Genomic DNA, 23,684 nt, shown 5'->3' with positions numbered 1-23,684 from the left:
CACGCATATAGACCTTCCCGTTTTCATCCATTGATTGGAAGTTTGGTGGTTTCTGTTCCGTTGCCAATTAAATTTATTGAATCAGGCTTCATCAATTGTTATGATAAGGGGGGAAGAGAAAAACCTGGAAGGAGCTCTATATTATGAATATGGATTTCAATTTTTTAATGAATGACGTGGTCAAACAAGCTCGCGATGAGATTAAGACTGCTGGATATACAGAACTGACGACTGCCGAGGAAGTGGAAAACGTACTGGCTCAAAAGGGTACGACACTTGTTATGGTCAATTCCGTTTGTGGATGTGCTGGAGGAATTGCAAGACCGGCTGCAGCACATGCCATTCATAATGATAAACGTCCTGATCAGCTTGTAACTGTTTTTGCAGGTCAAGATAAAGAAGCGACGGCAGCGGCCCGTGATTATTTCGAGGGGTATCCACCTTCTTCTCCATCATTTGCACTTCTTAAAGATGGAAAAATCATCACCATGATTGAGCGACATGAAATCGAAGGGCATCATCCAATGTCTGTAGTTGAAAAACTGCAAGGGTACTTCGATGAGTATTGTGAAGAAGTATAAATCCACTTCTTATACATTAAGTTATATGGAAATGCAAAAAAACCCGCCATTAGGCGGGTTTTTTTATTCGTGATTTTGCATAGAAAACCTATCGGAAGGATGGGGGGATGCTCCTTAATATGTATTCCTTCATATAGACAGAGTATTATATTAGAATTTGGTTAAAATAATATTCTAAAAAATATTTTTTTCATTATGCTTATTGAATAATTATAAGAATGTGTTAAAATACACATGGGTGCATGAATATTAGTTCAATATACTAGTTTATGTTTAACGTAATTAAGCTTTTGCTCATAAAAGATGTGAAAACTACTTTGGAGGAATAATGATGAAATTGAAAAAGCGGGTAGCGTTGTTGCTTACTTCTGTTTTACTAGTAGGTATTTTAGCAGCATGCGGAACCTCAGAGAAAAAAGAAGAGAATACATCAGGTAATAAAGATAAAAAAGTGTTAGTCATGGGAACATCTGCGGATTATCCACCGTTTGAATATGTTGAAACATCCAAAAGTGATGAAATCAAAGGATTTGATGTGGATATTGCTAAGGCGATCGGTAAGAACTTAGGATATGAAGTCCAAGTGAAGGACATTGACTTTAACAGTCTTGTACCCGCTCTTGAAAATAAATCGGTGGATTTTGTTATCTCCGGAATGACTCCAACCCCACAACGTGAGAAATCAGTTGATTTTAGTGATATTTATTATACAGCTAAAAATATGATAATTACGACAAAAGGTAGTAAGATAAAAACGGTTGAAGACTTAAAAGGGAAAAAGGTTGGTGTACAGCTTGCGTCCATACAAGAGACATTGGCGACTGACCTAAATAAAAGTAAAGATATCGGGTTGAAGGTTGAAAAACGAAATCGCATTCCAGAAATCATTCAAGAAATGGTTGCTAAACGGTTTGATGCCGTGATTATTGAAGATACAGTTGCTAAAGGATATTTGAAAGACAATCCGGACTTAGTAGGATATGAGATTGAAACAGGTGAAGAAGACGCCGGTTCCGCTATTGCATTCCAAAAGGGCAGTGATTTAACAGCAGATTTCAATGCTGAACTGAACAAAATGTTGGATAATGGTGAAATGGAAAAATTAATTTTGAAATGGTTCGGTGGCAGTGAAACTGAATAATACAGAGAAAAGGGAAAACGTTCAGAAGTGTTAGGATATGCCTTCTGAGCGTTTTTCCACGCTTTATTGAGTATAAAGTGAATGAGGAAGGCCTTTTATAGGTCTTTATAAGAGAGGATGAATGGAGTGAATCTGGATTTTGAAAGGATTATGCCATCCCTTCCATATATCATGGAGGGAATACCGACTACATTAAAAGTTGTAGCGGTTGCGGCAGTAATCGGTTTTGTTTTGGGGATAATTTTATCCATACTGAAAATCAGCAGGATCAAACCATTGAATTGGATTGCCGACTTTTATACATCGATATTCCGTGGTACACCATTAGTTTTACAATTGATGCTTATTTATTTTGGATCTCCCCAAATTTTAGGCATACAAATAGAAGCGTTTCAGGCTGCTTTCTTGGCTTTCGGTTTAAACTCTGCAGCATATATTTCAGAAATCATCAGGGGAGGTATACTAGCGGTCGATAAAGGTCAACGTGAAGCCGCGCTTGCTCTTGGTGTCCCATATTCAAGTATGATGTTGAATATCATCCTGCCACAGGCCATCAAGAACATTCTTCCATCTTTAGTGAATGAATTGATTTCCTTGACTAAGGAATCGGCTGTTGTAACAATTATTGGATTAGGCGACATCATGCGCCGTTCTTATATTGTCGGCGGTGAAACATATAAATTCTTCGAGCCGATATTATTTGCCGGTCTCATTTATTATGTGATGGTCATGATTCTCACCATCTTGGGCAAAGTGATTGAAAGGAGAATGAGACGCAGTGATTAAAATAGATAAACTTCAAAAAAACTATGGCAAACTTAACGTCCTGAAAGGAATCAGTACCGAAATTGGGCAGGGTGAAGTTTTGGCGATAATCGGCCCTTCTGGTTCGGGAAAATCGACTTTTCTCCGTTGTATAAATATGCTAGAAACACCTACTGATGGCCAAATCTGGTTCAAGGATCAAAACATTACGGAAAAAAAGACTAATATTATGAAAGTGCGCGAGAATGTGGGGATGGTATTTCAGCATTTTCATTTATTTCCCCATAAAACAGTGCTTGAGAACTTGACGTACGCCCCTATGAAGGTGAAGAAGCTATCGAAAGCTGAAGCTGTAAAACAGGCACGTGAGCTTTTGAATAAAGTTGGACTGGCTGATAAGGAAACGACTTATCCTAACCGTCTTTCGGGTGGGCAAAAACAAAGGGTGGCCATAGCGCGTGCATTGGCCATGAATCCGGAAGTCATGCTTTTTGATGAACCGACTTCAGCTCTTGATCCGGAAATGGTAAAAGAAGTATTGGATGTTATGAAGTCGCTCGCCAATACAGGTATGACCATGTTAATCGTGACGCATGAAATGGGATTTGCTAAAGAAGTGGCCGATCGAGTGCTATTCTTGGATGGTGGCTTGCTTATTGAAGAAAGCGCACCCGAAGAATTCTTTTCCAATCCGAAAAGCCAGCGTGCCAAAGATTTTCTTCAAAAAGTGCTATAGAACCCAAATGATATGAACCGTTTGATTGAAAAAGGTAACTTTTGTTACCTTTTTTATTTTATCCAAATAATGTATTATAGGCGTAAGGAATTATTAATTATTTAGAATTTTCCTTCATAAAGGACTGTAAAATTATTGGGATAGCTGATAGTATTATAATAGAAGTGAAAGAAGCTAGGTGATACATAACAATGTTCAAAATCGGGTACAGAACGATTAAAACGGCTTTGGGTACTGCCATAGCGATTATTATTGCCCAACTACTTGGTTTGGATAATTTCTCATCTGCAGGAATCATAACGATCTTATGTATACAGGTTACAAAAAAGAAATCGGTTTATGCCTCCTGGCATCGGTTTTTAGCGTGTTTGATCGCTATGGTTTATTCCACTTTGTTGTTTCACTTTATTGATTTCCATCCTCTTGTAATCGGCCTGATCCTTCTTATATTCATACCGACTACGGTTGCCCTAAATGTTAACGAAGGAATAGTCACAAGCAGTGTTATCATCCTGCATCTCTATGGATCGGGGAAGATCACCTTTTCTCTACTGGTGAATGAAACGATTTTGATTGCGGTTGGAGTTGGTGTGGCACTTATCATGAATCTATACATGCCCAGTGTGGAAAAGAAATTATTTGCTTACCAGGATGAAATAGAGACTAACTTCAGTGGCATTTTAATGGCTGTCGTTCGCTATTTACGGAATAATGACCATTCATGGGATGGAAAGGAAATCACAGAAACAGCCAGCCTTCTTAATGAAGCCAAAAGTCTTGCTTTCAAGGATGTTGAAAATCATTTTCTTCGGGAAGAAGATCTTCATTATCATTATTTCAAAATGCGAGAAAAACAGTTTGAAATAATTGAAAGGATTCTCCCTTTAGTCACCAATATTCCTCTTGTAGTTAAGCAAAGTGGCATATTGGCAGATTTTATAGAGGATTTGGCAGAAAATGTTCATCCTCAAAATACAGCTATCCTTTATCTGAAGAAACTTGAAGAACTGGAGGCATATTTTAAGGGGATGGAACTCCCGCAGACCCGGGAAGAGTTTGAATCTAGGGCGGCTTTATTGCAGCTTATGAAGGAAATGGAACGTTATTTATGGCTAAAGCATTCTTTCAAAGGATTGCCCAAGGAGAGTAATAATCGCATGAAAAAGCTGCCGTTGGCTTAAACTAAGCAAAAAAGTAAAGGAAATGATAGAAATGAAACGAGTCCTTTCTTTAATGCTTTTGCTTGTCGTGTCAGCATGGCCGTCTCAGGTCAATGCCCAAACTGTAAATCATGGTGAGCCTTTTATTATAATTAATAAAGCCAATAATAAATTGGCTTTTATCGATGACAATGAGGTTCAAGAGATTTTGCCGGTAGGAACAGGTAAAAGTCAGGAATTGACGCCGGAAGGTCTATTTACGGTTAAGGTAAAGGCGGTTAATCCCTATTATCGAAAAAAAAATATTCCAGGTGGGGATCCTAGAAATCCACTTGGGTCAAGATGGATTGGCTTTGATGCAAGGAATACAGATGGCAGGATTTATGGGATACATGGAACGAATCAGCCATCATCTATCGGAAAATTCATTTCAAATGGCTGTGTAAGGATGCATAAATCCGATGTGGAGCGGTTGTATGATAAAGTCCCGATTGGAACAAAGGTTTTGATTACCTTATCAAATGAAAGTTTCAAAACGATAGCCAAAAATATGGGGGCTATCAAATAAGAAAGAGGGAAGCAAATAGCTCCCCTCCTAAAGCTTATTACATTAAAAAGGCGATTCCTGATAGTAGGGTCGTCAATAACATCGAGATAAGCATGAGATAGACAACAACTTTTCTTACTTTTTTATTTTTCATTATGTTCTCTCCTCAAAACAGTATGATTAATTTCATTTTAACTTGAATATATAGGAGAAACAAGCAAAAGTGCAATGTTCTCATTATTCCGAATCTAAAATCGCTATATCATAAATTGATAGAAAATTCAATCGAGTGAAACTAGTACATAGCATGGGGGATAAAATAAATGATTAAAAATATCGATCATATCGGCATAGCTGTTAAATCATTAGAGGAAGCCTTGCCGCTTTATACCGAAACTTTGAAACTGGAACTTGAAGGGATTGAAACGGTTGAAAGCCAAGGTGTTAAAGTGGCTTTCATCCTAGCTGGGAATACCCGTTTAGAGTTGTTGGAAGCGTTGTCTCCTGAAAGCGCCATCGCGAAATTCATCGAAAAACGAGGAGAGGGCATTCACCATGTGGCTTTGGGTGTAGAACAAATAGAAGATCGGATTAAGGAGATAAAAGAATCCGGTCTTCGGATGATCGATGAGAAATCAAGAAAGGGAGCACATCATGCGGATGTCGCTTTCATTCATCCAAAATCCACGGCGGGTGTACTATATGAACTTTGTGAAAGAACTGTATCAAAGGAGGAGGAGAACTGATGGATATCTATGAAACTATTAATGATTTATACGATCGACGCCGAAAGGTAGAAATGGGCGGTGGAGACGAAAGAATTGAAAAGCAACATGAAAAAGGAAAACTTACAGCGAGGGAAAGAATCGAGCTTCTTGTGGATGAGGGTACATTCGTTGAACTGAATCCTTTTATCAAACACCGTAATGCCAATTTTGGTATGGAAAAGGCAGAAGGACCAGGTGAAGGAGTAGTTACCGGTTATGGGAAAGTCAATGGCCGTGACATATATTTGTTCTCGCAGGACTTTACCGTTTTCGGTGGTGCGCTTGGTGAAATGCATGCTCTGAAAATTGCCAATGTCATGGATTTGGCTGCCGAAAATGGTGCTCCATTCATCGGTCTGAACGATTCCGGTGGAGCGCGTATTCAGGAAGGGGTAGTTTCCCTTGATGGGTATGGCCAAATTTTCTATCGTAATTCGATATATTCTGGCGTAATCCCGCAAATTTCAGTCATTTTAGGACCTTGTGCGGGCGGAGCGGTTTATTCACCAGCCATTACGGATTTTGTATTCATGGTTGAAAAAACAAGTCAGATGTTCATTACCGGACCGAAAGTCATCGAAACCGTGACAGGCGAAAAAATTTCATCTGAAGGTTTAGGTGGAGCGAAGGTACATAATACAGTTAGCGGTAATGCTCATTTTATGGGAACTTCCGAGGAAGAGGTTCTAGCTGATGTTAAACGTCTTCTAAGTTATCTGCCACAAAATAACCAAGAAAAGCCACCGGTTCTAGAAGCGACAGATGAGGATGACTATCGTCCGGACTTAACGGACATAGTTCCGTATGAAGGCATCCGTCCATATGATGTCCGAAAAGTGGTCGATCAAATTGTTGATGAAAATTCATTCATGGAAGTACAAGCAGGTTTCGCAAAGAATATAGTGGTTGGTCTAGCACGCATTAAAGGAAAATCGGTGGGTCTTATTTGTAACCAGCCAAAAGTATTGGCTGGTGGACTGGATATCGATTCGTCTGATAAAGCTGCCCGTTTCATTCGATTCTGTGATTCATTTAATATTCCATTAATCACTTTTGAAGATGTTTCTGGATTCTTCCCGGGTGTTAAACAAGAACATGGAGGGATTATCCGTCATGGGGCCAAACTTTTATATGCATATTCTGAAGCTACCGTTCCAAAATTAACGATCATTCTTCGTAAAGCCTATGGCGGTGCTTACGTGGCTCTCAATAGTAAATCCATCGGTGCGGACCTTACGTTTGCATGGCCAAATGCTGAAATTGCGGTTATGGGTTCAGCGGGTGCTGCGAATATTATATTTGCCCGCGAAATTGCCAATAGTGAAAATCCGGAAGCAACACGTGAAGAGAAAATTGAAGAATACCGTGAGAAGTTCGCAAACCCATATGTGGCCGCAAGTCTTGGGATGGTCGATGACGTTATTGACCCTCGTGAAACTAGGATTAAAATCATTCAATCGCTTGAAATGTTACGGAACAAAAAAGAGTCACGTCCGTGGAAAAAACACGGAAATATTCCGTTGTAATAGCCATTATGCAGGAGCTTGGAATCTATTCGATTTGGGGCTCCTTTTTTTGAAGTGAGAAGTTTGATTCTTTAGGGATGTCCACTTTGAAACATTCCAAACTTAAGGCCCTTTTTTTAAAAAGGGTCCTTGCCTTCAGATTATTTGCCGGGTAACCGCTTTAGAAGTATACTTATAGAGGAAAACTTTTTTGGAGGTTTTAATGATGATTAATGAAGAACGGTTAGTTAGCGAATTCTTTGAATTGGTGCAAATTGATTCAGAAACAAAAAATGAAGCAGCAATAGCTAAAGTATTAAAAGAGAAATTCACGGCACTTGGCGTGGATGTTTTTGAAGATGATACAATGTCAGTTACGGGTCACGGTGCGGGTAACTTGATTTGTACGTTGAAAGGTACGAAACCAGGCGTAGATACCATTTATTTCACCTCCCATATGGATACGGTCGTACCTGGTAATGGTATCAAGCCGTCTATAAAAGATGGATACATAGTGTCAGATGGAACGACTATTCTAGGGGCGGATGACAAAGCAGGATTATCTGTTATGTTAGAAACGCTTAAAGTGATAAAAGAACAGAATATTGAACACGGCACTATCGAGTTCATTATTACCGTTGGTGAAGAATCAGGATTGGTTGGAGCAAAAGCTCTTGATCGTGCTCTTGTCACCGCAAAATACGGCTTTGCCCTTGATAGCGACGGAAAAGTTGGCAACATCGTTGTTGCCGCCCCTACTCAAGCAAAGGTATCTGCCACGATTCTAGGCAAGACCGCTCATGCTGGTGTGGCTCCTGAAAAAGGTGTTTCTGCGATTACGATTGCTGCCAAAGCCATTTCAAGAATGCCTTTAGGTCGAATTGATGAAGAAACGACTGCAAATATCGGCCGGTTCCAAGGTGGACAACAAACGAACATCGTATGCGATCATGTTGAAATTTTATCAGAAGCCAGATCATTGGTTCCTGAAAAAATGGAAAAACAAGTAGCAAGGATGAAAGAAGCTTTCGAGACTGCTGCCGTGGAGATGGGGGGACGGGCCGAAGTGAAAATTGACGTCATGTATCCAGGCTTTAAATACGGAGCAGGTGACCATGTAGTCGAAGTAGCAAGAAAAGCGGCAGAAAAAATCGGCCGTCCATGCGAATTGGTGAAAAGCGGTGGCGGTAGTGATGCAAACGTAATAGCGGGATTTGGCATTCCTACTGTTAATCTGGCAGTCGGCTATGAAGACATTCATACAACCAATGAAAGAATTCCAGTCGAAGAACTGACAAAGCTGGCTGAAATGGTGATCAGTATCATTCAGGAAGTTGCTGGAGAGTAATTACTGGAAAAACATTTCGCAGTCATCAATAAAATGATGACTGTTTTCTTAGATTAGGATGGAAGCAATGCTTCATTGATTATCAAGGCTATATTGGGGTACCTTAATAGGAGATTTAATTAATTTTTAACGGACCCACTTTCGTGAGATTTGTACCAGTTAGCAAGGATGTGACAGTCACATGAAGGATATGTACCCTAGAAATGGAAAGGTCATTCTCCATGTAGACATGAATAGTTTCTATGCCTCTGTGGAAATGTCCTATGATGAATCATTGAAGGGGAAGCCGCTAGCGATTGCCGGTAATGTTGAAGAAAGAAGGGGAATCATCGTTACCTGTAGTTACGAAGCGAGAAAGTTTGGTGTGAAAACGACCATGCCTATCTGGCAGGCTAAAAAGCTCTGTCCCCAATTGATCATTCAAAAGCCGAATTTTGAGCGATACCGAAAAGCATCCCTGGCGATATTTGAAGTGTTGCGGCAGTATACAGAAATAGTTGAACCAGTTTCCATTGATGAAGGGTATATGGACATCAGTGAATGTGCAGAATGGGGGTCCCCATTGGAAATCGCTAAAAGTATTCAAGAGCGTATCTACAATACGATGGATCTCCCCTGCAGCATAGGCATCGCACCTAATAAATTTTTGGCTAAGACGGCTTCCGACATGAAAAAGCCGATGGGCATTACCGTTTTAAGGAAAAGAGATGTATCGAGGATTCTCTGGCCTCTACAGGTCGGTGAGATGCATGGGATTGGCAATAAAACATCCGAAAAACTCCAGACAATCGGTATCAAGACAATTGGAGACCTGGCCAACGCTCACGAAAATCAGCTAAAACAGTTATTAGGGATTAATGGCATCCGTTTAAAGGAAAGGGCTAATGGAATGGACACGCGAGTTGTTGATCCAGAGGCCATTTTCGATCATAAAAGCATAGGAAACTCTACAACCCTTCCACATGATTCAACCAATCAAAGAGAGCTGGTTGGGGTATTGGGGAAGCTTTCCGAGAAAGTAGCAGTACGTTTGAAGAATAAACGTTTGCTCGGTCAGAAAATAGGTATAACGATTCGCTATAAAGACAGAAGGACCATTACGAGAAGCAAAATGGTTTCTAATCCATTCTTTGAAAAAGAGGATATTTTGAATTGGGCGACCGACCTGTTTTTGAAAAATTGGAATGGGGAGGCCATTCGTCTGCTAGGTGTGACGGCCCATGATGTTATTGAAAAAGAAGCGGCGTTCAAACAACTCGATATCTTTTCCTTTCAAGAAGACGCTGAAAAAGAACCTTTATATGAAGCGATGGAACACTTGCAAAATAAGTATGGAGAAAATATTATTAAAAAGGGCCTTACTTTGAAAGAACGTTCGATTGGAACGGATACTAGTTTCAGCAAAGATTTTTTTGAGCAACCCAGAAGTAAAAAATAGCTTACACCCAAAAGAAGGGAAGTTAATCATGACAAAACAACAAATTGGCGTTATCGGACTTGCGGTAATGGGGAAGAACCTTGCATTTAATATCGAAAGCAGAGGGTATTCAATTTCCGTGTATAATCGTTCGGCTGCAAAAACGGATGAGATGATGGAAGAAGCGGCAGGTAAAAATGTAGTACCGGCATACACTCTTCCGGAATTCGTGAATTCACTTGAAAAGCCTAGAAAAATCCTATTGATGGTTAAAGCGGGTGCGGCAACGGACGCAACGATTGAACAACTTAAGCCGCTTCTTGAAAAAGGGGACATCGTCATCGACGGCGGAAATACGTTCTATAAGGACACACAGCGCCGTAATGAGGAATTAAGCGAACTGGGTATTCATTTCATCGGCACGGGTGTCTCAGGTGGGGAAGAGGGAGCTCTTACTGGTCCTTCCATCATGCCGAGCGGACAAAAAGAGGCTTATGACTTAGTAGCTCCTATCTTGAAGGATATATCCGCTAAGGTTGATGGCGATGCATGTTGTACATATATTGGCCCAGATGGTGCGGGACATTATGTGAAGATGGTGCATAATGGAATTGAATATGGCGATATGCAACTGATCTCCGAATCATATTTCCTATTGAAAAATTTACTTGGCCTATCTGCTGAAGAATTCCATGATGTATTCACAGATTGGAATAAGGGTGAGTTGGATAGCTACCTTATAGAAATCACTGCTGATATTTTCAAACGATATGATGAAGAAACAGGCAAGCCGATGGTTGATATCATTTTAGATAAAGCTGGTCAAAAAGGTACGGGTAAATGGACTAGCCAAAGTGCACTCGACCTTGGTGTACCGCTTCCAATTATTACGGAATCTGTTTTTGCGCGCTACATTTCTGCGATAAAAGAAGAGCGGGTAGAAGCCAGCAGAATCCTGCGCGGTCCTAAGCCTGAGTTTACGGGAGATAAAAAAGCCTTGATTGAAAGCATCCGTAAAGCACTGTACATGAGTAAGATTTGTTCTTATGCACAAGGTTTCGCTCAAATGAAGGCTGCTTCTGAAGAAAATAACTGGAACCTGCAATACGGGGATATCGCCATGATATTCCGTGGCGGTTGCATCATCCGTGCTCAGTTCCTACAAAAAATCAAAGATGCATATGACCGTGAGGCAAACTTGAATAACCTGCTTCTCGATCCTTATTTCCAAGGAATCGTCGAAAACTATCAAGGCGCTTTGCGTGAAGTGGTGTCTATCGCGGTGATGAACGGTATCCCGGTTCCTTGCCTATCTTCTGCACTTGCTTATTTCGATAGCTATCGTACAGAAACGCTTCCAGCGAATTTGATACAAGCACAACGTGATTACTTTGGGGCCCATACGTATGAACGTATCGACAAAGAAGGCACGTTCCATACAGAATGGATGGAAAAATAACAAAAAAGGGGCTGTCTCATAAGTCCTTTTTCGAATAAAATAACGCAAAATTGAGGAGGCAGAAATGTTGTTAAATCAACATTTCTGCCTCTCTCTATTTATTCAAATTAGGCTTAACTACCCTTTTTGGGATAGCCCTTTCTTCTACTAACGTCGATGCTCAACAAGGTCGATGACCCCTAATACAACATGGGCCAAACCGAAACCGAAGACCGTATTAGCTACCATCTTGTTTGAGCCACGGTTCTGCTTCATCGCATAACCTGCTGCTGTTACGGCAGTTCCTAAAGCTGTTGGAATTAAACCTTCACGAACATCCATCGTAAAATCCCTCCGCATCCGTTAGTAGTGGCATTCAGATAAAGAACACCATTTTTATTGTTGCCATGCCATGACTTTATCATTCGGTTTCCTAATAAAAAGGAGAGGGAAATATAGTTAAATCCACTCATGATAAATGGGTACTTAGTACATTTCTTTTTTGTGAATGGAGTAGTAATATTATACCATCCATATTGTTTTATCAGATTGGTTGATCTATCTGCAATAAAAAGAAATGGATTGATACACGTATAAGTGAAGCGAGAAAAGGAGTGGGGGTAAATGATGCACTTCATCTGGATGATCGTAGCTCTAATTTTATTTTTTATTGCCTTTGAATCAAGTGTGACTTTTTGGCTGAATTATGGAGCCAATTCAGAGTCGAAGGATTTTATTCATGCTATACGAGAGAAAATCAACAAAAAGAGTGCTTCATAAAATAGAGAAGAGGATGCAGATTACTGCATCCTCTTATTAGTTACCGGTTATTTTTTTGTTCTGTTTCAATTTGCCACCAAACATGGCTGTCTTCTGCTAAAAGTTCATCGGAAGCAATCGGTCCTGTTGAACCCGCTTCATAATTGGGGAAGGAAGCTTCCTTTGTATTTTCCCATGCATTTGAAATGGTATCGACGAACTTCCATGAAAGTGCCACTTCGTCCCAGTGGGTGAAGTTCGTAGCATCTCCACGCATGCTATCGAATATCAGCTTTTCGTAGGCTTCAGGTGAATTGATATGTTCGATTCCTTTGTTGGAGACCGTCAACTTAACTGGCTTCGTATTCATCGTAGTTCCAGATTTCTTCACATTTAAGTAGAGAGAAATACCCTCATCAGGTTGGATGTGGATGACAAGAAGGTTCGGCTGTAAAGTTTCTTCCGTTTTATAATATAGATTCATTGGAATGTCCTTAAATTGAACAACGATTTTCGTTGATTTTACATCCATTCTTTTCCCGGTACGGATGTAAAAAGGAACGCCGGCCCATCGGAAGTTATCGATCATCAATTTACCTGCAACATAGGTTTCTGTGTTGGATTCGGGATTGACATTCAATTCATCACGGTAAGCGGGGAGTGTCTTATCTCCTACATTCCCTGAACCATATTGACCACGGACGAAATATTTGTTCACTTCGTCCACCTTCATTGGCCGAAGTGAACGTAAAGCCCGAACCTTTTCACTGCGGACTTCTTCTGTTGTCAAGGCAATCGGAGGTTCCATTGCTAGTAGGGCAACCATTTGTAATAAATGGTTTTGAACCATATCCCGAAGGGCACCACTTGTTTCATAATACCGTCCCCGTTCCTCGACACCCAGGGTTTCACTTGAGGTCACTTGAATATTGGAAATATAACGGTTATTCCAAAGTGGCTCAAAAAGGGCATTGGAAAAACGGATAACTTCAATATTTTGAACCATTTCTTTGCCCAGATAATGATCGATTCGATAGATTTCATCTTCAGCAAAAGCCGTGCGTATCTGTTCATTCAAGATTTTTGCTGTTTCAAAACTGTGACCAAATGGCTTTTCGATGACAAGGCGTTTGTACCCGTTTGTATCGGTCAATCCCTGTGCTTTCACCTGTTCGGCAATGGTTCCGAAAAACTCCGGTGCCATGGCTAAATAAAAGATACGATTACCTTCTAAATCATATTGACCGTCCAACTTTTCAGCAATCTCTTTTAACTGCAAGTATGACTCTGAACTAGTTACATCATGTGAATGATAGTGAAAATGAGAAACGAATTCCTCGACCTTTTCTTCGGCATGCCCGAACGTCAGGATCGATTCTTTTACACTTGCTTGGAACTCCTCATCGGTCAATGCCCTTCTTGCGACACCGACGACGGCGAATTTGTCTATTTTCTCTTTTTGAAATAGTCGATATATGGAAGGAAACAGTTTTCGTTTCGCTAAATCTCCTGTAGCGCCAAAAATCATGATTAATGCTGTAGGTTTATTTTCTGTCATGTTAGAACCCTCAACTTTCCGTAAATTCTGTCTTGAAGTTGGATATGTACCAATTCTTAATTTTACGGTTAGCTTTCCCTCAAAGCAATCTATTTGCGCATTTTTTCGTAATTTCATTAAAATCTGCAAGGGAATCAAATTTTTATAAAAGTTGAAAAATGAAACAGGGTCTCTGTTATGCTATAGTAATGATATAAAGTTTTTGCAACGGAGGTAGGAATGTGGATTTTGTTTTATTGGGAACGGGCGCGGGTGTTCCGGCAAAGGCGCGCAATGTGACGGCAATCGCTCTTCAATTATTGGAGGAACGTGGAAAAGTGTGGCTTTTCGATTGTGGAGAAGCTACACAGCACCAAATCTTAAAAACAGCGGTTAAACCACGTAAAATCGAAAAGATTTTCATAACACATTTACATGGAGATCATATCTTTGGGCTACCTGGTCTTTTAAGCAGCAGGTCTTTTCAGGGTGGGGTAGAAAAGTTAACGGTGTACGGACCAAAAGGCATTGATGCCTTTATCACGACGAGTTTACAAGTGAGTGGCACCCATTTGAAATATCCATTAGAAATCATTGAAATTGAGGAAGGCGTGGTCTTTGAAGACAATCAGTTCACTGTGACTGCCCTGCAGTTGGATCATGGCATTTATAGTGTCGGTTACCGAATCGTGGAGAAAGATCGTCCGGGAAGTTTACTTGTTGATCAGCTTCGTAAAGAAGGGGTCCAGCCGGGCCCTAGTTATAAAGCATTGAAAAATGGAGAGTCGATCCGCCTTGATGATGGTCGAACCATTGATGGGAAAGACTACTTGAGTGCACCGCAAAAGGGCCGGATTATCACCATTCTTGGAGATACGAGAGTGTGTAACAATGCATTAATTTTGGCAGATTCAGCAGATTATCTCATCCATGAAGCTACCTTTTCGGCAGAAGAAACGGAAATGGCAACGGCCTATTTCCATTCCACCACAATACAAGCTGCCGAAACCGCAAAAAAAGCACGGGCTAAACATCTTGTTTTAACACATATCAGTTCACGCTATACTCTCGAGGATGCAGAACGGCTAAAAGAGGAAAGTAGTTCGATATTCGCCAATACGATCATGGCAGAAGATTTACTGATGATTAAAATTCCTTTATATGTACAAGAATAGGGAAATTGCTACGATTATTTGGTATAATAGTTCAATTGTTTATTGGATATAAGGAGGGTAAAAAATGACTGAGCAAAATAAATTACATAATAAGGCGATGGATTTCCTTTTAAAAACAAGCCGTACTTTTTTTATCCCTATCAGCTACCTGCCTTCAGGACTACTGGAGGCCATCGGTTCTGCATACCTTTGCATGCGGGCCATTGATGAAATTGAAGACCATCCGAATCTAGGGGCGAAGGATAAGATTGCCCTATTGCAGGCTGTTAGCAAGCTACTGAAAACTGATTATCGTAAAGAGGACATTCAGGCTGTATTTGGACCATACAGGGAGGTTCTTCCGGAAGTGACTTTACTTCTTTCAGATTGGATAGATTATTGTCCTCCAGGTGCAACCGCTAAAGTCCTCGAGTCCACAAAGGAAATGGCTGAGGGAATGGCAAAGTGGGTTTCGAAGGATTGGCAAATTCATGATAAAGAAGAGCTTGATGAGTATACGTATTATGTTGCCGGTCTGGTTGGGGTCATGCTATCTGACATTTGGAAATGGTACGATGGAACGGAAACCGATCGTGATCTGGCCATTGCATTCGGACGGGGTCTTCAAACGGTCAACATCCTGAGAAATCGTGAGGAAGATGCAGAGCGCGGCGTCAATTTTTATCCGGATGGATGGGGGTTCAATGAGATGCTTATCCACACGGAACATAATCTTGCATTAGCGGATAAGTATATTGAAAGCATCGAGACGAAGGATATTGTCCATTTCTGTAAGATTCCTTTAGAATTGGCAAAAGCCACGTTGAAAGCACTAAAAGAAGGTAAAGAAAAGATCGACCGGTCTACGGTAACTACTATTGTTAATCGAGTCGTCGAAAATTAAAGAATGGGAAAGGCTGTTGTTCAAAGTGTGCAAAACTTTGAACAACAGCTTTTTTAGTGTATTTACAATAAAAACTCATAAAATTCTAAAAATTAAAAAAATATATTGGAATAATGGCAGTAAACGATTATAATTTAGTACATAAAAGCGGAAAAGTTGACTTCGTTGGAGAGACAGAATATTAAAAAAGAGAAAAGCGGAGGAAAATTATGAAGAAAAGATTATATTCAACTGCAGCCATCACCTTGTTTACAGGGATTTTGTTGGCAGGATGCGGGGATGAATCAGAGAAGAGCTCGACGGGAAATGAAAGTGAAAAGGATGCCTTTAAAATCGGAGTGACCCAACTAGTCCAGCATGATTCCCTAGATCAAGCATATGAAGGGTTTCAGGCAGCCTTAAAGGATAGTGACATTAAAGCGAAGTATGATCTTCAAATTGCCCAGGGAGATCAAAACAATAGCCAGACGATAGCGAATAACTTCGTAGGGGATAAAGTGGATTTGATTTTTGCTAATTCGACGCCAAGTGCTTTAAGTTCAGTGAATGCTACAAAAGATATTCCAATTGTCTTTACTTCCGTGACAGACCCAGTAGCGGCTGAGCTTGTTTCGTCCCTTGAGAAACCAGGTGGAAACGTGACGGGTACGACGGATTCCCATCCGGAAGCCATCGAAAAATCCATGAAGTTCCTAGCCGAAGAGCTTGGTGCCAAGACGATTGGGACGGTTTACAATACAGGGGAACAAAATTCAGTCGTCCAAATAAAAAATGTGAAAGCGGAAGCAAAAAAAGCAGGATTGAAGATCGTGGAAGCATCTGTTTCGACTTCTGCGGAAGTCAAGCAGGCAACAGAATCGTTGATTGGAAAAGCGGATGCGCTCTATATCATTACGGATAATACAGTGGTTTCAGCGTTGGAATCGGTGATATCGGTGGCCAATGAACAGGATATCCCTTTATTCGTTGGTGAACTTGATTCAGTGAATGCAGGCGGTTTCGCAGCATATGGCTTCAGTTACTATGATATAGGCTACGAAGCAGGCGAGAAGGCGGTCGAGATATTAAAAGATGACAAAAAACCAGGCGATATCGCGGTTCAATATCCACAAAAATTAAAATTGGTTATTAATGAAACGGCTGCAAAGGAAATGGGCATTGAAATAAAAGAAGAATGGAAAGCAAATGCTGAGTTTGTCAAATAAGCTTTGCGGGATTCCAGGGAAGGAAGAAAAAAATGTCAACAGCCTTATTCAACTCTTTTGAATCTGGAATGATTTATGCGATTATGGCACTTGGGGTCTATTTAACATTCAGAATTCTTGATTTCCCCGATATGACCGTTGAGGGCAGCTTCGTGACAGGGGCATCTGTGGCGGCTATTATGATCGTCAACGGTTACTCACCGATCATGGCCACGTTCTGCGCCATGATTGCGGGGTTTGTTGCGGGGACGATGACTGGACTGCTGCATACAAAAGGGAAAATCAATCCGCTACTTGCCGGTATTTTAATGATGATTGCGCTCTTTTCTATTAACTTACGGATCATGGGGGCATCGAATATTCCCATGCTTTCCCAAACGACGATTATCACTAATATTGAGGATGCTTGGTCACATACTGGTTTGGATCAGATGTTTAATGGGATTTTTTCCACCATTGGTCTCGGTGATAGTTTGCCAAAAACGTGGGGCATCTTAATTGTCATGCTTATTGTAGTGGTGTTGATTCAAGTGGGGATGTCGGCCTTTTTAAAAACGGAAGTGGGTCTTGCCCTACGTGCGACTGGTGACAATGAAGCCATGGTCAAGAGCTTTTCTGCACATACAGGTAATATGAAAGTCTTAGGCCTTGCCATCGGTAATGCCCTTGTTGCTTTTTCGGGTGCCTTAGTTGCCCAATATAATGGTTTCAGTGATATTGGGATGGGAATTGGAATCATCGTTATCGGTTTGGCTTCTGTCATTATCGGGGAAGCGTTATTTGGTGCAAAAACGATTGCACGAGCCACGTTAGCGGTCATTGGGGGAGCGATCATATACCGCATCGTTGTTACGCTGGCGTTACGTGTGAAATTCTTTGATACGGGTGACGTGAAGTTAATAACTGCACTTATTGTTATTGGTGCTTTAGTCATCCCACAAATTTCGGAAAAACAAAAAGAAAAAGGCCGTAAGAAAAAACGACTTAAAGAACTACAATTGCGCCATATCGAGTCATCGTCAAAGGAGGAAGAAGAATTTGCTGCAGCTAAATCAAATCTATAAGGTCTTCAATGAGGGGACTCCCGATGAAAAGCTGGCCCTCAGTAATCTTGATTTACAGCTGTCAAAAGGTGAATTTGTAACGGTCATCGGCAGTAATGGGGCTGGGAAATCCACATTGATGAATATGATTTCCGGTAAGATCCTCCCCGATGCTGGCGAAGTCATCATCGATGGCGTAAACGTTTCTTCCATTGAGGAACATGCTCGTGCCAAAAGAATCGGCCGAGTTTTCCAGGATCCAATGCTCGGCACGGCCCCACATATGACCATCGAAGAAAATATGGCCATCGCCTATGGCAGAACGAATCGAAGGGGATTTGGTTTTGGGGTGACGAAAAGGCGGAAAGAACTTTTTAAGGATAGCTTGAGTTCGCTGCATTTGGGATTAGAGAATCGGATGAGTGCAAAAGTCGGTTTATTATCGGGAGGGGAGCGTCAGGCATTATCATTATTAATGGCGACTTTCACCGATCCTAAAATCCTGCTTCTTGATGAACATACAGCCGCCCTTGATCCATCAAGGGCAGAGCTTGTAACCAGTTTGACGAAGGAAATCGTGGAAACGAGTCAGTTAACCACATTGATGGTGACGCATAACATGCAGCAGGCGATTGATCTTGGCAATTCTTTAATCATGATGGATAAAGGCCAGATCATTTTTGAGGCAAGAGGACCTAAAAAACAGGCCCTGACTGTTGAAACGCTCTTGAACGAATTCCAACGTATCAAAGGCGAAAAAATGCTGAATGACCGTGCTGTGCTGATATAAAGTGAAAGAGGCCATGGCTACAAGGTAAGGATACCTTATAGCCATGGCCTCTTTCTTATGGCGAAATGAGAAGGGATTATCTGATCGGGAGAGCTTTATTCTCACCGTATGGAAGGCTATGCTTACAGGTTTGGATGCAGAGGATGGTGAACTCTCCCGTGTAATAAGGCTTGCAAGGAAATCCTCGCTTAATCGCTATCGATGGTGCTCAAGGATGAATGGCCATTTTTTTTCGTGTTCCCAAAAAAGTTTTTCATGAAGGGTTTTTTCTTCGGTTTTTTAGCGGCGGCGGCCTCTTCACTAGCTAAGTAGAAATCTGCTGGTGGAACATTGGCGGTTTCTAAAGCTTCAATCCGGGCTTCAAGTTTATTGACCAGATTTTGCATGTCTTCCATTTCACTTCTATGTTGTAGAAGTTGATAGGATACAACGTCATCTGCTTTTGTTTTCATGCTCTTCTCGAGTCTGGAAATTCTTTCGATTAGATGATCTTGCCCTTTTTCCGGATCAGTATGTTGTTTAACGCAGGCTTTCCTGATTTTCTTTTCCGTAATGGTTACTTTTTGTAAGACGACGCCTTCGTTCAGTTGATCTTGAACCTTTCTTAATAAATCAATATCATCATCTGAAAACTGATAGTGGCCTAGTTGATTTCGTTCTACCTCCATGTTCAATTGGGTAACCCAGCGTTGAATGGTACTATGAGAAACATTCAATAACTTGGCAACTGCGCTTGTATTCATCCAGATTCCCCTCCTTTGGGTGTAGATTTCTAGATAAATGAACGAATTCCTTTCCAGTTGACAAAACAAGTACTGATTCGCCAAAGATAGTGGTTTTCCTCCTTGTTTTCACAGCCATGTCGATATTTTAAAGGAAACGGCCGTTTTTCCATTGATGGTACTCTTATTTGTTGTAAGTAACGTGAAGCATATAAAATCTTCAATCAGACGAAGGAAAAAAGGGCTACATGCCGAATTAGCTATAAATAACCGGGAAGGGGTTTTAAGTATGAATAGATTAAACCTTATATCTTTAGGTGTCCGTGATATTAATCGTTCTTTAAGGTTTTATAGGGATGGGCTAGGGTTTCAAACATCGGTTAGTGAGGAGAATCCTGGTATCGTTTTCTTTAATAATGCAGGAACAAAGCTTGCTCTGTATCCTTTAGAAGAATTAGCAAATGACATTAATGAAAAAGATTCTCCTAAAGGAAAGGGATTTTCAGGGTTCACTCTTGCCTATAATGCAAAATCAATGGAAGAAGTGGATGAAATTTTCAAAAAAGCGGAAAAAGCCGGGGGAACTATTGAAAAGGCACCCCAACGTGTATTTTGGGGAGGATACAGTGGTTATTTTTCAGATCCTGACGGTTTTTATTGGGAAGTAGCATATTCAGAAGAATGGGAATTCGATGAGAATGATATGTTGATCATTAAGTAAGTAGTCTCAATCCATTGTTTCCTGAAATAAAAATGGTTGAACGCCATTTTTTCGGGTTTATGGCCTTCACACTCTTAGTAATTATGAGAAAACCTTAGCGAATATTGAAAAAAACACTTGGATTGGATGAGTCTCTTAACCAGTCCTTTCGCTGATTTTTCTTTAGTGATTGTTTAATGGAACACACCTGTAATAGGCTGTTGACTTCCAGCTCTCCCATTAGAGAAGTCAACAGCCTATTTTAGTTAATGAGGGACTACATATTTAGCGAGCTCTTTGCTGATTTGATTACCCATCCGCTTTGATTGTGCGGTGGCTTCTTGAACACAGGAGATGAAGGCTTCTTGTACCTGGTGGGCTTGAAGTGCTTTCAGGCCGGCTTCGGTGGTCCCGCCTGGTGATGTGACTTCTTTTCGCAGTACAGCTGGTGTTTTTGGCGATTTCTGTAGCATCTCAGCTGCACCGGTTAGTGTCTGTAGGATCAATTGCTTTGCCGTTACGGCATCGAGACCGATGGATTCTGCCGATTTCTCCAGAGCTTCGACCAAGTAATAAATATATGCAGGACCGCTTCCGGATAAGCCTGTTACGGCATCAAGCTGTGTTTCTTCTACTCTGGCGACCGAGCCTACCGTTTCGAAAAGTGTAATTGCCGTCATTAATTGTGATTCCGTTGTATGTGTATTAGCCGAGATGGCGGTGGCCGACTTCCCAACGGCTGCTGAAGTATTAGGCATAGCCCTGATGATGGCGACCGGTTTGGCTGCTATTCCTTCAAGGCTTGACGTATGGACCCCTGCTACAACGGAAATGAACAGCATATCTTCACGGATATATTCCTTAATGGATTGCATCGTGGCTAAAATATCCTTCGGTTTTACTGCAAGTACCACTATATTCGCACCTGCTAGCAGATCTGGAAGAGATCGAGTAGTGGTAATCCCATATTGTTCTGTTAGATAAGTGAATCGTTCATCATTTGTCTTATTGGTCACAAAAATGTCCGCGGGGTTAATGACTTGCTGAGTGACCAAACCGGAAATAATCGCTTCGGCCATTGATCCAGCCCCGATACAGGCTATTTTTTTCATTTCAATCACTCCTTTAGTACATACTATTAATAGACAGTCTCCAAAATAAAAAGACCCCTCATCCAATAAAGGACGAAAGGTCTAACTCCCGTGGTACCACCTTTGTTCAACTTCCACAATGAATAAAAAGGAAGTTGCACTTGAATCCGCTAACGTGGGATTAACGTCAGTTTTACTGAAGGCTCATGAGGTAGGTTCAATAAGGAGAGGGCGGTGAAGCTTTTCAGCAGAATTAGAGCTTCACTCTCTTTACGCCTTCAATTATTTACTTGGCCTCAATCATAGCCATGCCGTCTTTAATTACTTGTGATTATGAGGGATGTATGAGTACCCTGTCAATAATAATATGTACATGGCCATTAAAAAATAGTCGTGAATTATGTGAAAATAATGACAATGTTTAGAATTACATGTAAAATAGTGATTACATATTCATTTTTAAAATATAGAAAATCAATTATATGGATGTAAAAATTTATTTAAATATAATGTTTAAGGTGGAAATAAACATGGTGAATTGGAATGGGGACATCGCGAAGCTTTCTCTCCCGACGTCGTTTGCAGTGGGCGATGTAAATGTATATGTAATCAAAGGGGATGCCTTGACTCTAATTGATACGGGTGTTAAAACTGTACAATCAAAAGAGGCACTGGCGTACGGACTTGAAGAATTAGGGCTGAAACTTTCTGATATTGAACAAATTATCTTGACGCATCATCATCCAGATCATGCAGGCGCACTCGATTTCTTCGACATGACAGTTCCGGTATATGGCCATGAAAATAACCAGCGATGGCTGACTTTAAGTGATGAGTTCCTTGACACCCATAATTCTTTCTTTCTTGACTTTGCAGGGAAAATGGGTGTAGCGGAAGAGTTGAAACATAAATTGATCCATGACCGGGAAGAAATCAAGTTTCTTAGTAAAAGGCAGCTACAAGGTCATTTAGCAGAAGGGGACGAACTTCCAGGACTTCCGGGATGGCGAGTAATCGAGACTCCTGGACATGCGCAAAGTCATGTATCATTTTATCGGGAAAATGATGGGGTGATGATAGCAGGTGACCACTTACTTGCTAAAATTTCGCCTAATCCATTAATGGAACCACCGTTGCTTATGGATGGTATTCGTCAACGTCCATTGCTTCAATATAATGCTTCACTTCAAAAATTATTGGACTTTTCGATTTCGAAGGTATACTCCGGGCATGGGGGAGAAATTGATGGGGACAAAGTGGCCGATCTGATTCGATATAGATTTGAGCGTCAGCATAATCGGGCCATGCAGGTGAAAAGCATGCTTCAAGAAAAGCCATTAACGGGATTTGAAGTGTGTCAGCAACTTTTCCCGAAAGTGTACCGTCAGGAAGTCGACTTGACACTCTCGGAAACGGTAGGTCAGTTGGATTATTTAGAAGATTTGGGTGAAATCGTATTGGAAATGGATTCAGGTGCCATTAGGTATTCAAGTGTGACAACGGTTTCGAAGGGGATAATATATTGAGTAAACTGCGAGGAAAAGTCATTGTCATTACAGGGGCTTCCGGAGGAATCGGCAAGGAGATTGCCATTCAATCCGCACATCATGGGGCCAGACTTGTTCTTTTGGCAAGGAGTCTGGATAAATTACAGACGCTGAAGGAAAGCCTGATTAGCCAATTTGGTGTCGACGTTTATATATATAAGCTGGATGTTTCCGATACGGAGCAAGTGGAAAAGGTCTTTGCTGACATCCATGCCCAGGTCGGAACCGTCGACGTATTGGTCAATAATGCTGGGCACGGAACGTTTAAAGAGGTCCTTGACACGGACATAGAAGAAAGTAAAACGATGTTTGCTGTCAATGTGATTGGATTGATGGCCTGTACGAAGTCTGTACTTCCGGATATGAAGCGCAGACAAGCGGGCCACATCATCAATATTGCCTCACAGGCAGGTAAAATTGCCACTCCTAAGTCTACACTATACTCTGCCACCAAGTTTGCTGTGCTCGGCTATTCAAATGCTCTTCGTCTGGAATTGATGGCCGACCATATTCATGTTACTACCGTTAATCCCGGACCGATTGAAACGAATTTTTTTAATATAGCGGACGAATCCGGGACATATGTTAAGAGTATCCAAAAATTCATGCTTAAGCCCGAGAATGTCGCAAACAAAATCGTTGCCGCTATGCTGACAAATAAACGGGAAATTAACTTGCCTGGATGGATGAATATTGCGGGTAAGTGGTATACGTTATTTCCGAAAATCACGGAAAACATTGGAAAAAAGGCATTTTTCAAAAAATAGATTTCTAAGTGCCTTCTCTATATGAGTGAGAATAACTTCTTAGAGCATCCATAAGAAATC

Annotated in this window: 25 protein-coding genes; 20 read left to right on the top strand and 5 right to left on the bottom strand. The window is 41.0% G+C overall.

The annotated features are described in order from the left end of the window. Positions 1–143: 143 nt before the first annotated feature. The 6 genes from ACIQXN_RS09930 (at position 144) to ACIQXN_RS09905 (ending at position 4,951) form a co-directional block, all read left to right on the top strand. Positions 144–581 (top strand): BrxA/BrxB family bacilliredoxin, encoded by a 438-nt coding sequence (locus tag ACIQXN_RS09930; protein ID WP_402965651.1) that lies wholly within the window; start codon positions 144–146, stop codon positions 579–581. A 337-nt stretch (positions 582–918) separates the two neighbouring features. Then, on the top strand, positions 919–1,722 hold the full coding sequence (locus tag ACIQXN_RS09925; protein ID WP_402966092.1) for a transporter substrate-binding domain-containing protein: 804 nt from the start codon (positions 919–921) through the stop codon (positions 1,720–1,722). Between the two features lie 126 nt (positions 1,723–1,848). After that, on the top strand, positions 1,849–2,508 hold the full coding sequence (locus ACIQXN_RS09920; protein WP_402965648.1) for an amino acid ABC transporter permease: 660 nt from the start codon (positions 1,849–1,851) through the stop codon (positions 2,506–2,508). Further along, entirely contained in the window at positions 2,501–3,223 is a 723-nt protein-coding gene (locus ACIQXN_RS09915; RefSeq protein ID WP_402965645.1) for an amino acid ABC transporter ATP-binding protein, read from the top strand. The genes ACIQXN_RS09920 and ACIQXN_RS09915 overlap by 8 nt, the downstream gene beginning before the upstream one ends. 191 nt (positions 3,224–3,414) lie before the next feature. After that, complete coding sequence (locus ACIQXN_RS09910) at positions 3,415–4,404, top strand: aromatic acid exporter family protein (protein WP_402965642.1); 990 nt, start codon at positions 3,415–3,417, stop codon at positions 4,402–4,404. Positions 4,405–4,435: 31 nt separating this feature from the next. Further along, positions 4,436–4,951 carry a L,D-transpeptidase gene (locus ACIQXN_RS09905; RefSeq protein ID WP_402965639.1) on the top strand — a complete coding sequence of 172 codons (516 nt, stop codon included), beginning with the start codon at positions 4,436–4,438 and terminating at the stop codon, positions 4,949–4,951. A gap of 37 nt (positions 4,952–4,988) precedes the next feature. Here ACIQXN_RS09905 and prli42 read toward each other — a convergent pair whose 3' ends face one another. Then, a complete protein-coding gene (gene prli42, locus ACIQXN_RS09900; protein WP_402965636.1) occupies positions 4,989–5,084 on the bottom strand; it encodes a stressosome-associated protein Prli42 in 96 nt (31 codons plus the stop codon). A 169-nt stretch (positions 5,085–5,253) separates the two neighbouring features. Between prli42 and mce the strand changes: the two genes are divergently transcribed. From mce to gndA, 5 genes are all read left to right on the top strand, one after another. Beyond that, positions 5,254–5,676: a methylmalonyl-CoA epimerase gene (gene mce, locus ACIQXN_RS09895; protein ID WP_402965633.1), complete on the top strand. Its 423-nt coding sequence runs from the start codon at positions 5,254–5,256 to the stop codon at positions 5,674–5,676. Then, on the top strand, positions 5,676–7,223 hold the full coding sequence (locus ACIQXN_RS09890; protein ID WP_402965630.1) for an acyl-CoA carboxylase subunit beta: 1,548 nt from the start codon (positions 5,676–5,678) through the stop codon (positions 7,221–7,223). The genes mce and ACIQXN_RS09890 overlap by 1 nt, the downstream gene beginning before the upstream one ends. 205 nt (positions 7,224–7,428) lie before the next feature. Next, positions 7,429–8,550, top strand: coding sequence for a tripeptidase T (locus ACIQXN_RS09885; RefSeq protein ID WP_402966090.1), 1,122 nt, complete (start codon positions 7,429–7,431; stop codon positions 8,548–8,550). A gap of 181 nt (positions 8,551–8,731) precedes the next feature. Further along, positions 8,732–9,988 carry a DNA polymerase IV gene (locus ACIQXN_RS09880; RefSeq protein WP_402965627.1) on the top strand — a complete coding sequence of 419 codons (1,257 nt, stop codon included), beginning with the start codon at positions 8,732–8,734 and terminating at the stop codon, positions 9,986–9,988. A 28-nt stretch (positions 9,989–10,016) separates the two neighbouring features. Beyond that, complete coding sequence (gndA, locus tag ACIQXN_RS09875; protein ID WP_402965624.1) at positions 10,017–11,426, top strand: NADP-dependent phosphogluconate dehydrogenase; 1,410 nt, start codon at positions 10,017–10,019, stop codon at positions 11,424–11,426. Positions 11,427–11,573: 147 nt separating this feature from the next. Here gndA and ACIQXN_RS09870 read toward each other — a convergent pair whose 3' ends face one another. After that, positions 11,574–11,747, bottom strand: a complete 174-nt coding sequence (locus tag ACIQXN_RS09870) for an asparagine synthase (protein WP_402956599.1) — start codon at positions 11,745–11,747, stop codon at positions 11,574–11,576. Between the two features lie 282 nt (positions 11,748–12,029). Between ACIQXN_RS09870 and ACIQXN_RS09865 the strand changes: the two genes are divergently transcribed. Further along, positions 12,030–12,185, top strand: coding sequence for a hypothetical protein (locus ACIQXN_RS09865; protein ID WP_402965621.1), 156 nt, complete (start codon positions 12,030–12,032; stop codon positions 12,183–12,185). A 40-nt stretch (positions 12,186–12,225) separates the two neighbouring features. Here ACIQXN_RS09865 and zwf read toward each other — a convergent pair whose 3' ends face one another. After that, positions 12,226–13,722, bottom strand: coding sequence for a glucose-6-phosphate dehydrogenase (zwf, locus tag ACIQXN_RS09860; protein ID WP_402965618.1), 1,497 nt, complete (start codon positions 13,720–13,722; stop codon positions 12,226–12,228). Between the two features lie 221 nt (positions 13,723–13,943). Here zwf and rnz point away from each other — a divergent pair, with 221 nt between their 5' ends. The 5 genes from rnz (at position 13,944) to ACIQXN_RS09835 (ending at position 18,797) form a co-directional block, all read left to right on the top strand. After that, entirely contained in the window at positions 13,944–14,876 is a 933-nt protein-coding gene (gene rnz, locus ACIQXN_RS09855) for a ribonuclease Z (protein WP_402965615.1), read from the top strand. 64 nt (positions 14,877–14,940) lie between these two features. Then, the gene (locus ACIQXN_RS09850) at positions 14,941–15,759 is read left to right on the top strand and encodes a squalene/phytoene synthase family protein (RefSeq protein WP_402965612.1); all 819 of its coding nucleotides are present in this window, start codon (positions 14,941–14,943) and stop codon (positions 15,757–15,759) included. A gap of 209 nt (positions 15,760–15,968) precedes the next feature. Next, positions 15,969–16,964, top strand: a complete 996-nt coding sequence (locus ACIQXN_RS09845) for an ABC transporter substrate-binding protein (protein ID WP_402965610.1) — start codon at positions 15,969–15,971, stop codon at positions 16,962–16,964. Between the two features lie 32 nt (positions 16,965–16,996). Beyond that, positions 16,997–18,028: an ABC transporter permease gene (locus tag ACIQXN_RS09840; RefSeq protein ID WP_402965607.1), complete on the top strand. Its 1,032-nt coding sequence runs from the start codon at positions 16,997–16,999 to the stop codon at positions 18,026–18,028. Then, positions 18,003–18,797, top strand: a complete 795-nt coding sequence (locus tag ACIQXN_RS09835) for an ABC transporter ATP-binding protein (protein WP_402965604.1) — start codon at positions 18,003–18,005, stop codon at positions 18,795–18,797. The genes ACIQXN_RS09840 and ACIQXN_RS09835 overlap by 26 nt, the downstream gene beginning before the upstream one ends. Positions 18,798–18,985: 188 nt before the next feature. On the opposite strand, the gene ACIQXN_RS09830 is transcribed toward ACIQXN_RS09835, so the two are convergent. Beyond that, a complete protein-coding gene (locus tag ACIQXN_RS09830; protein ID WP_402965601.1) occupies positions 18,986–19,540 on the bottom strand; it encodes a MerR family transcriptional regulator in 555 nt (184 codons plus the stop codon). Between the two features lie 268 nt (positions 19,541–19,808). Between ACIQXN_RS09830 and ACIQXN_RS09825 the strand changes: the two genes are divergently transcribed. Then, positions 19,809–20,240 (top strand): VOC family protein, encoded by a 432-nt coding sequence (locus ACIQXN_RS09825; RefSeq protein ID WP_402965598.1) that lies wholly within the window; start codon positions 19,809–19,811, stop codon positions 20,238–20,240. A 245-nt stretch (positions 20,241–20,485) separates the two neighbouring features. Here the strand turns inward: ACIQXN_RS09825 and proC are convergent, their stop codons facing one another. Beyond that, entirely contained in the window at positions 20,486–21,337 is an 852-nt protein-coding gene (proC, locus tag ACIQXN_RS09820) for a pyrroline-5-carboxylate reductase (RefSeq protein ID WP_402966088.1), read from the bottom strand. Between the two features lie 503 nt (positions 21,338–21,840). Here proC and ACIQXN_RS09815 point away from each other — a divergent pair. Continuing rightward, positions 21,841–22,836, top strand: a complete 996-nt coding sequence (locus tag ACIQXN_RS09815) for an MBL fold metallo-hydrolase (protein ID WP_402965595.1) — start codon at positions 21,841–21,843, stop codon at positions 22,834–22,836. Further along, positions 22,830–23,624: an SDR family NAD(P)-dependent oxidoreductase gene (locus ACIQXN_RS09810; protein WP_402966086.1), complete on the top strand. Its 795-nt coding sequence runs from the start codon at positions 22,830–22,832 to the stop codon at positions 23,622–23,624. Before ACIQXN_RS09815 ends, ACIQXN_RS09810 begins: the two co-directional genes overlap by 7 nt. Positions 23,625–23,684 lie beyond the last annotated feature (60 nt).

This window comes from Peribacillus sp. NPDC097295, from assembly GCF_044761665.1.
GTDB lineage: Bacteria > Bacillota > Bacilli > Bacillales > DSM-1321 > Peribacillus.
The sequence above is the reverse complement of the archived record's forward strand: the minus strand, read 5'-3'. Positions and strand labels throughout refer to the sequence as shown.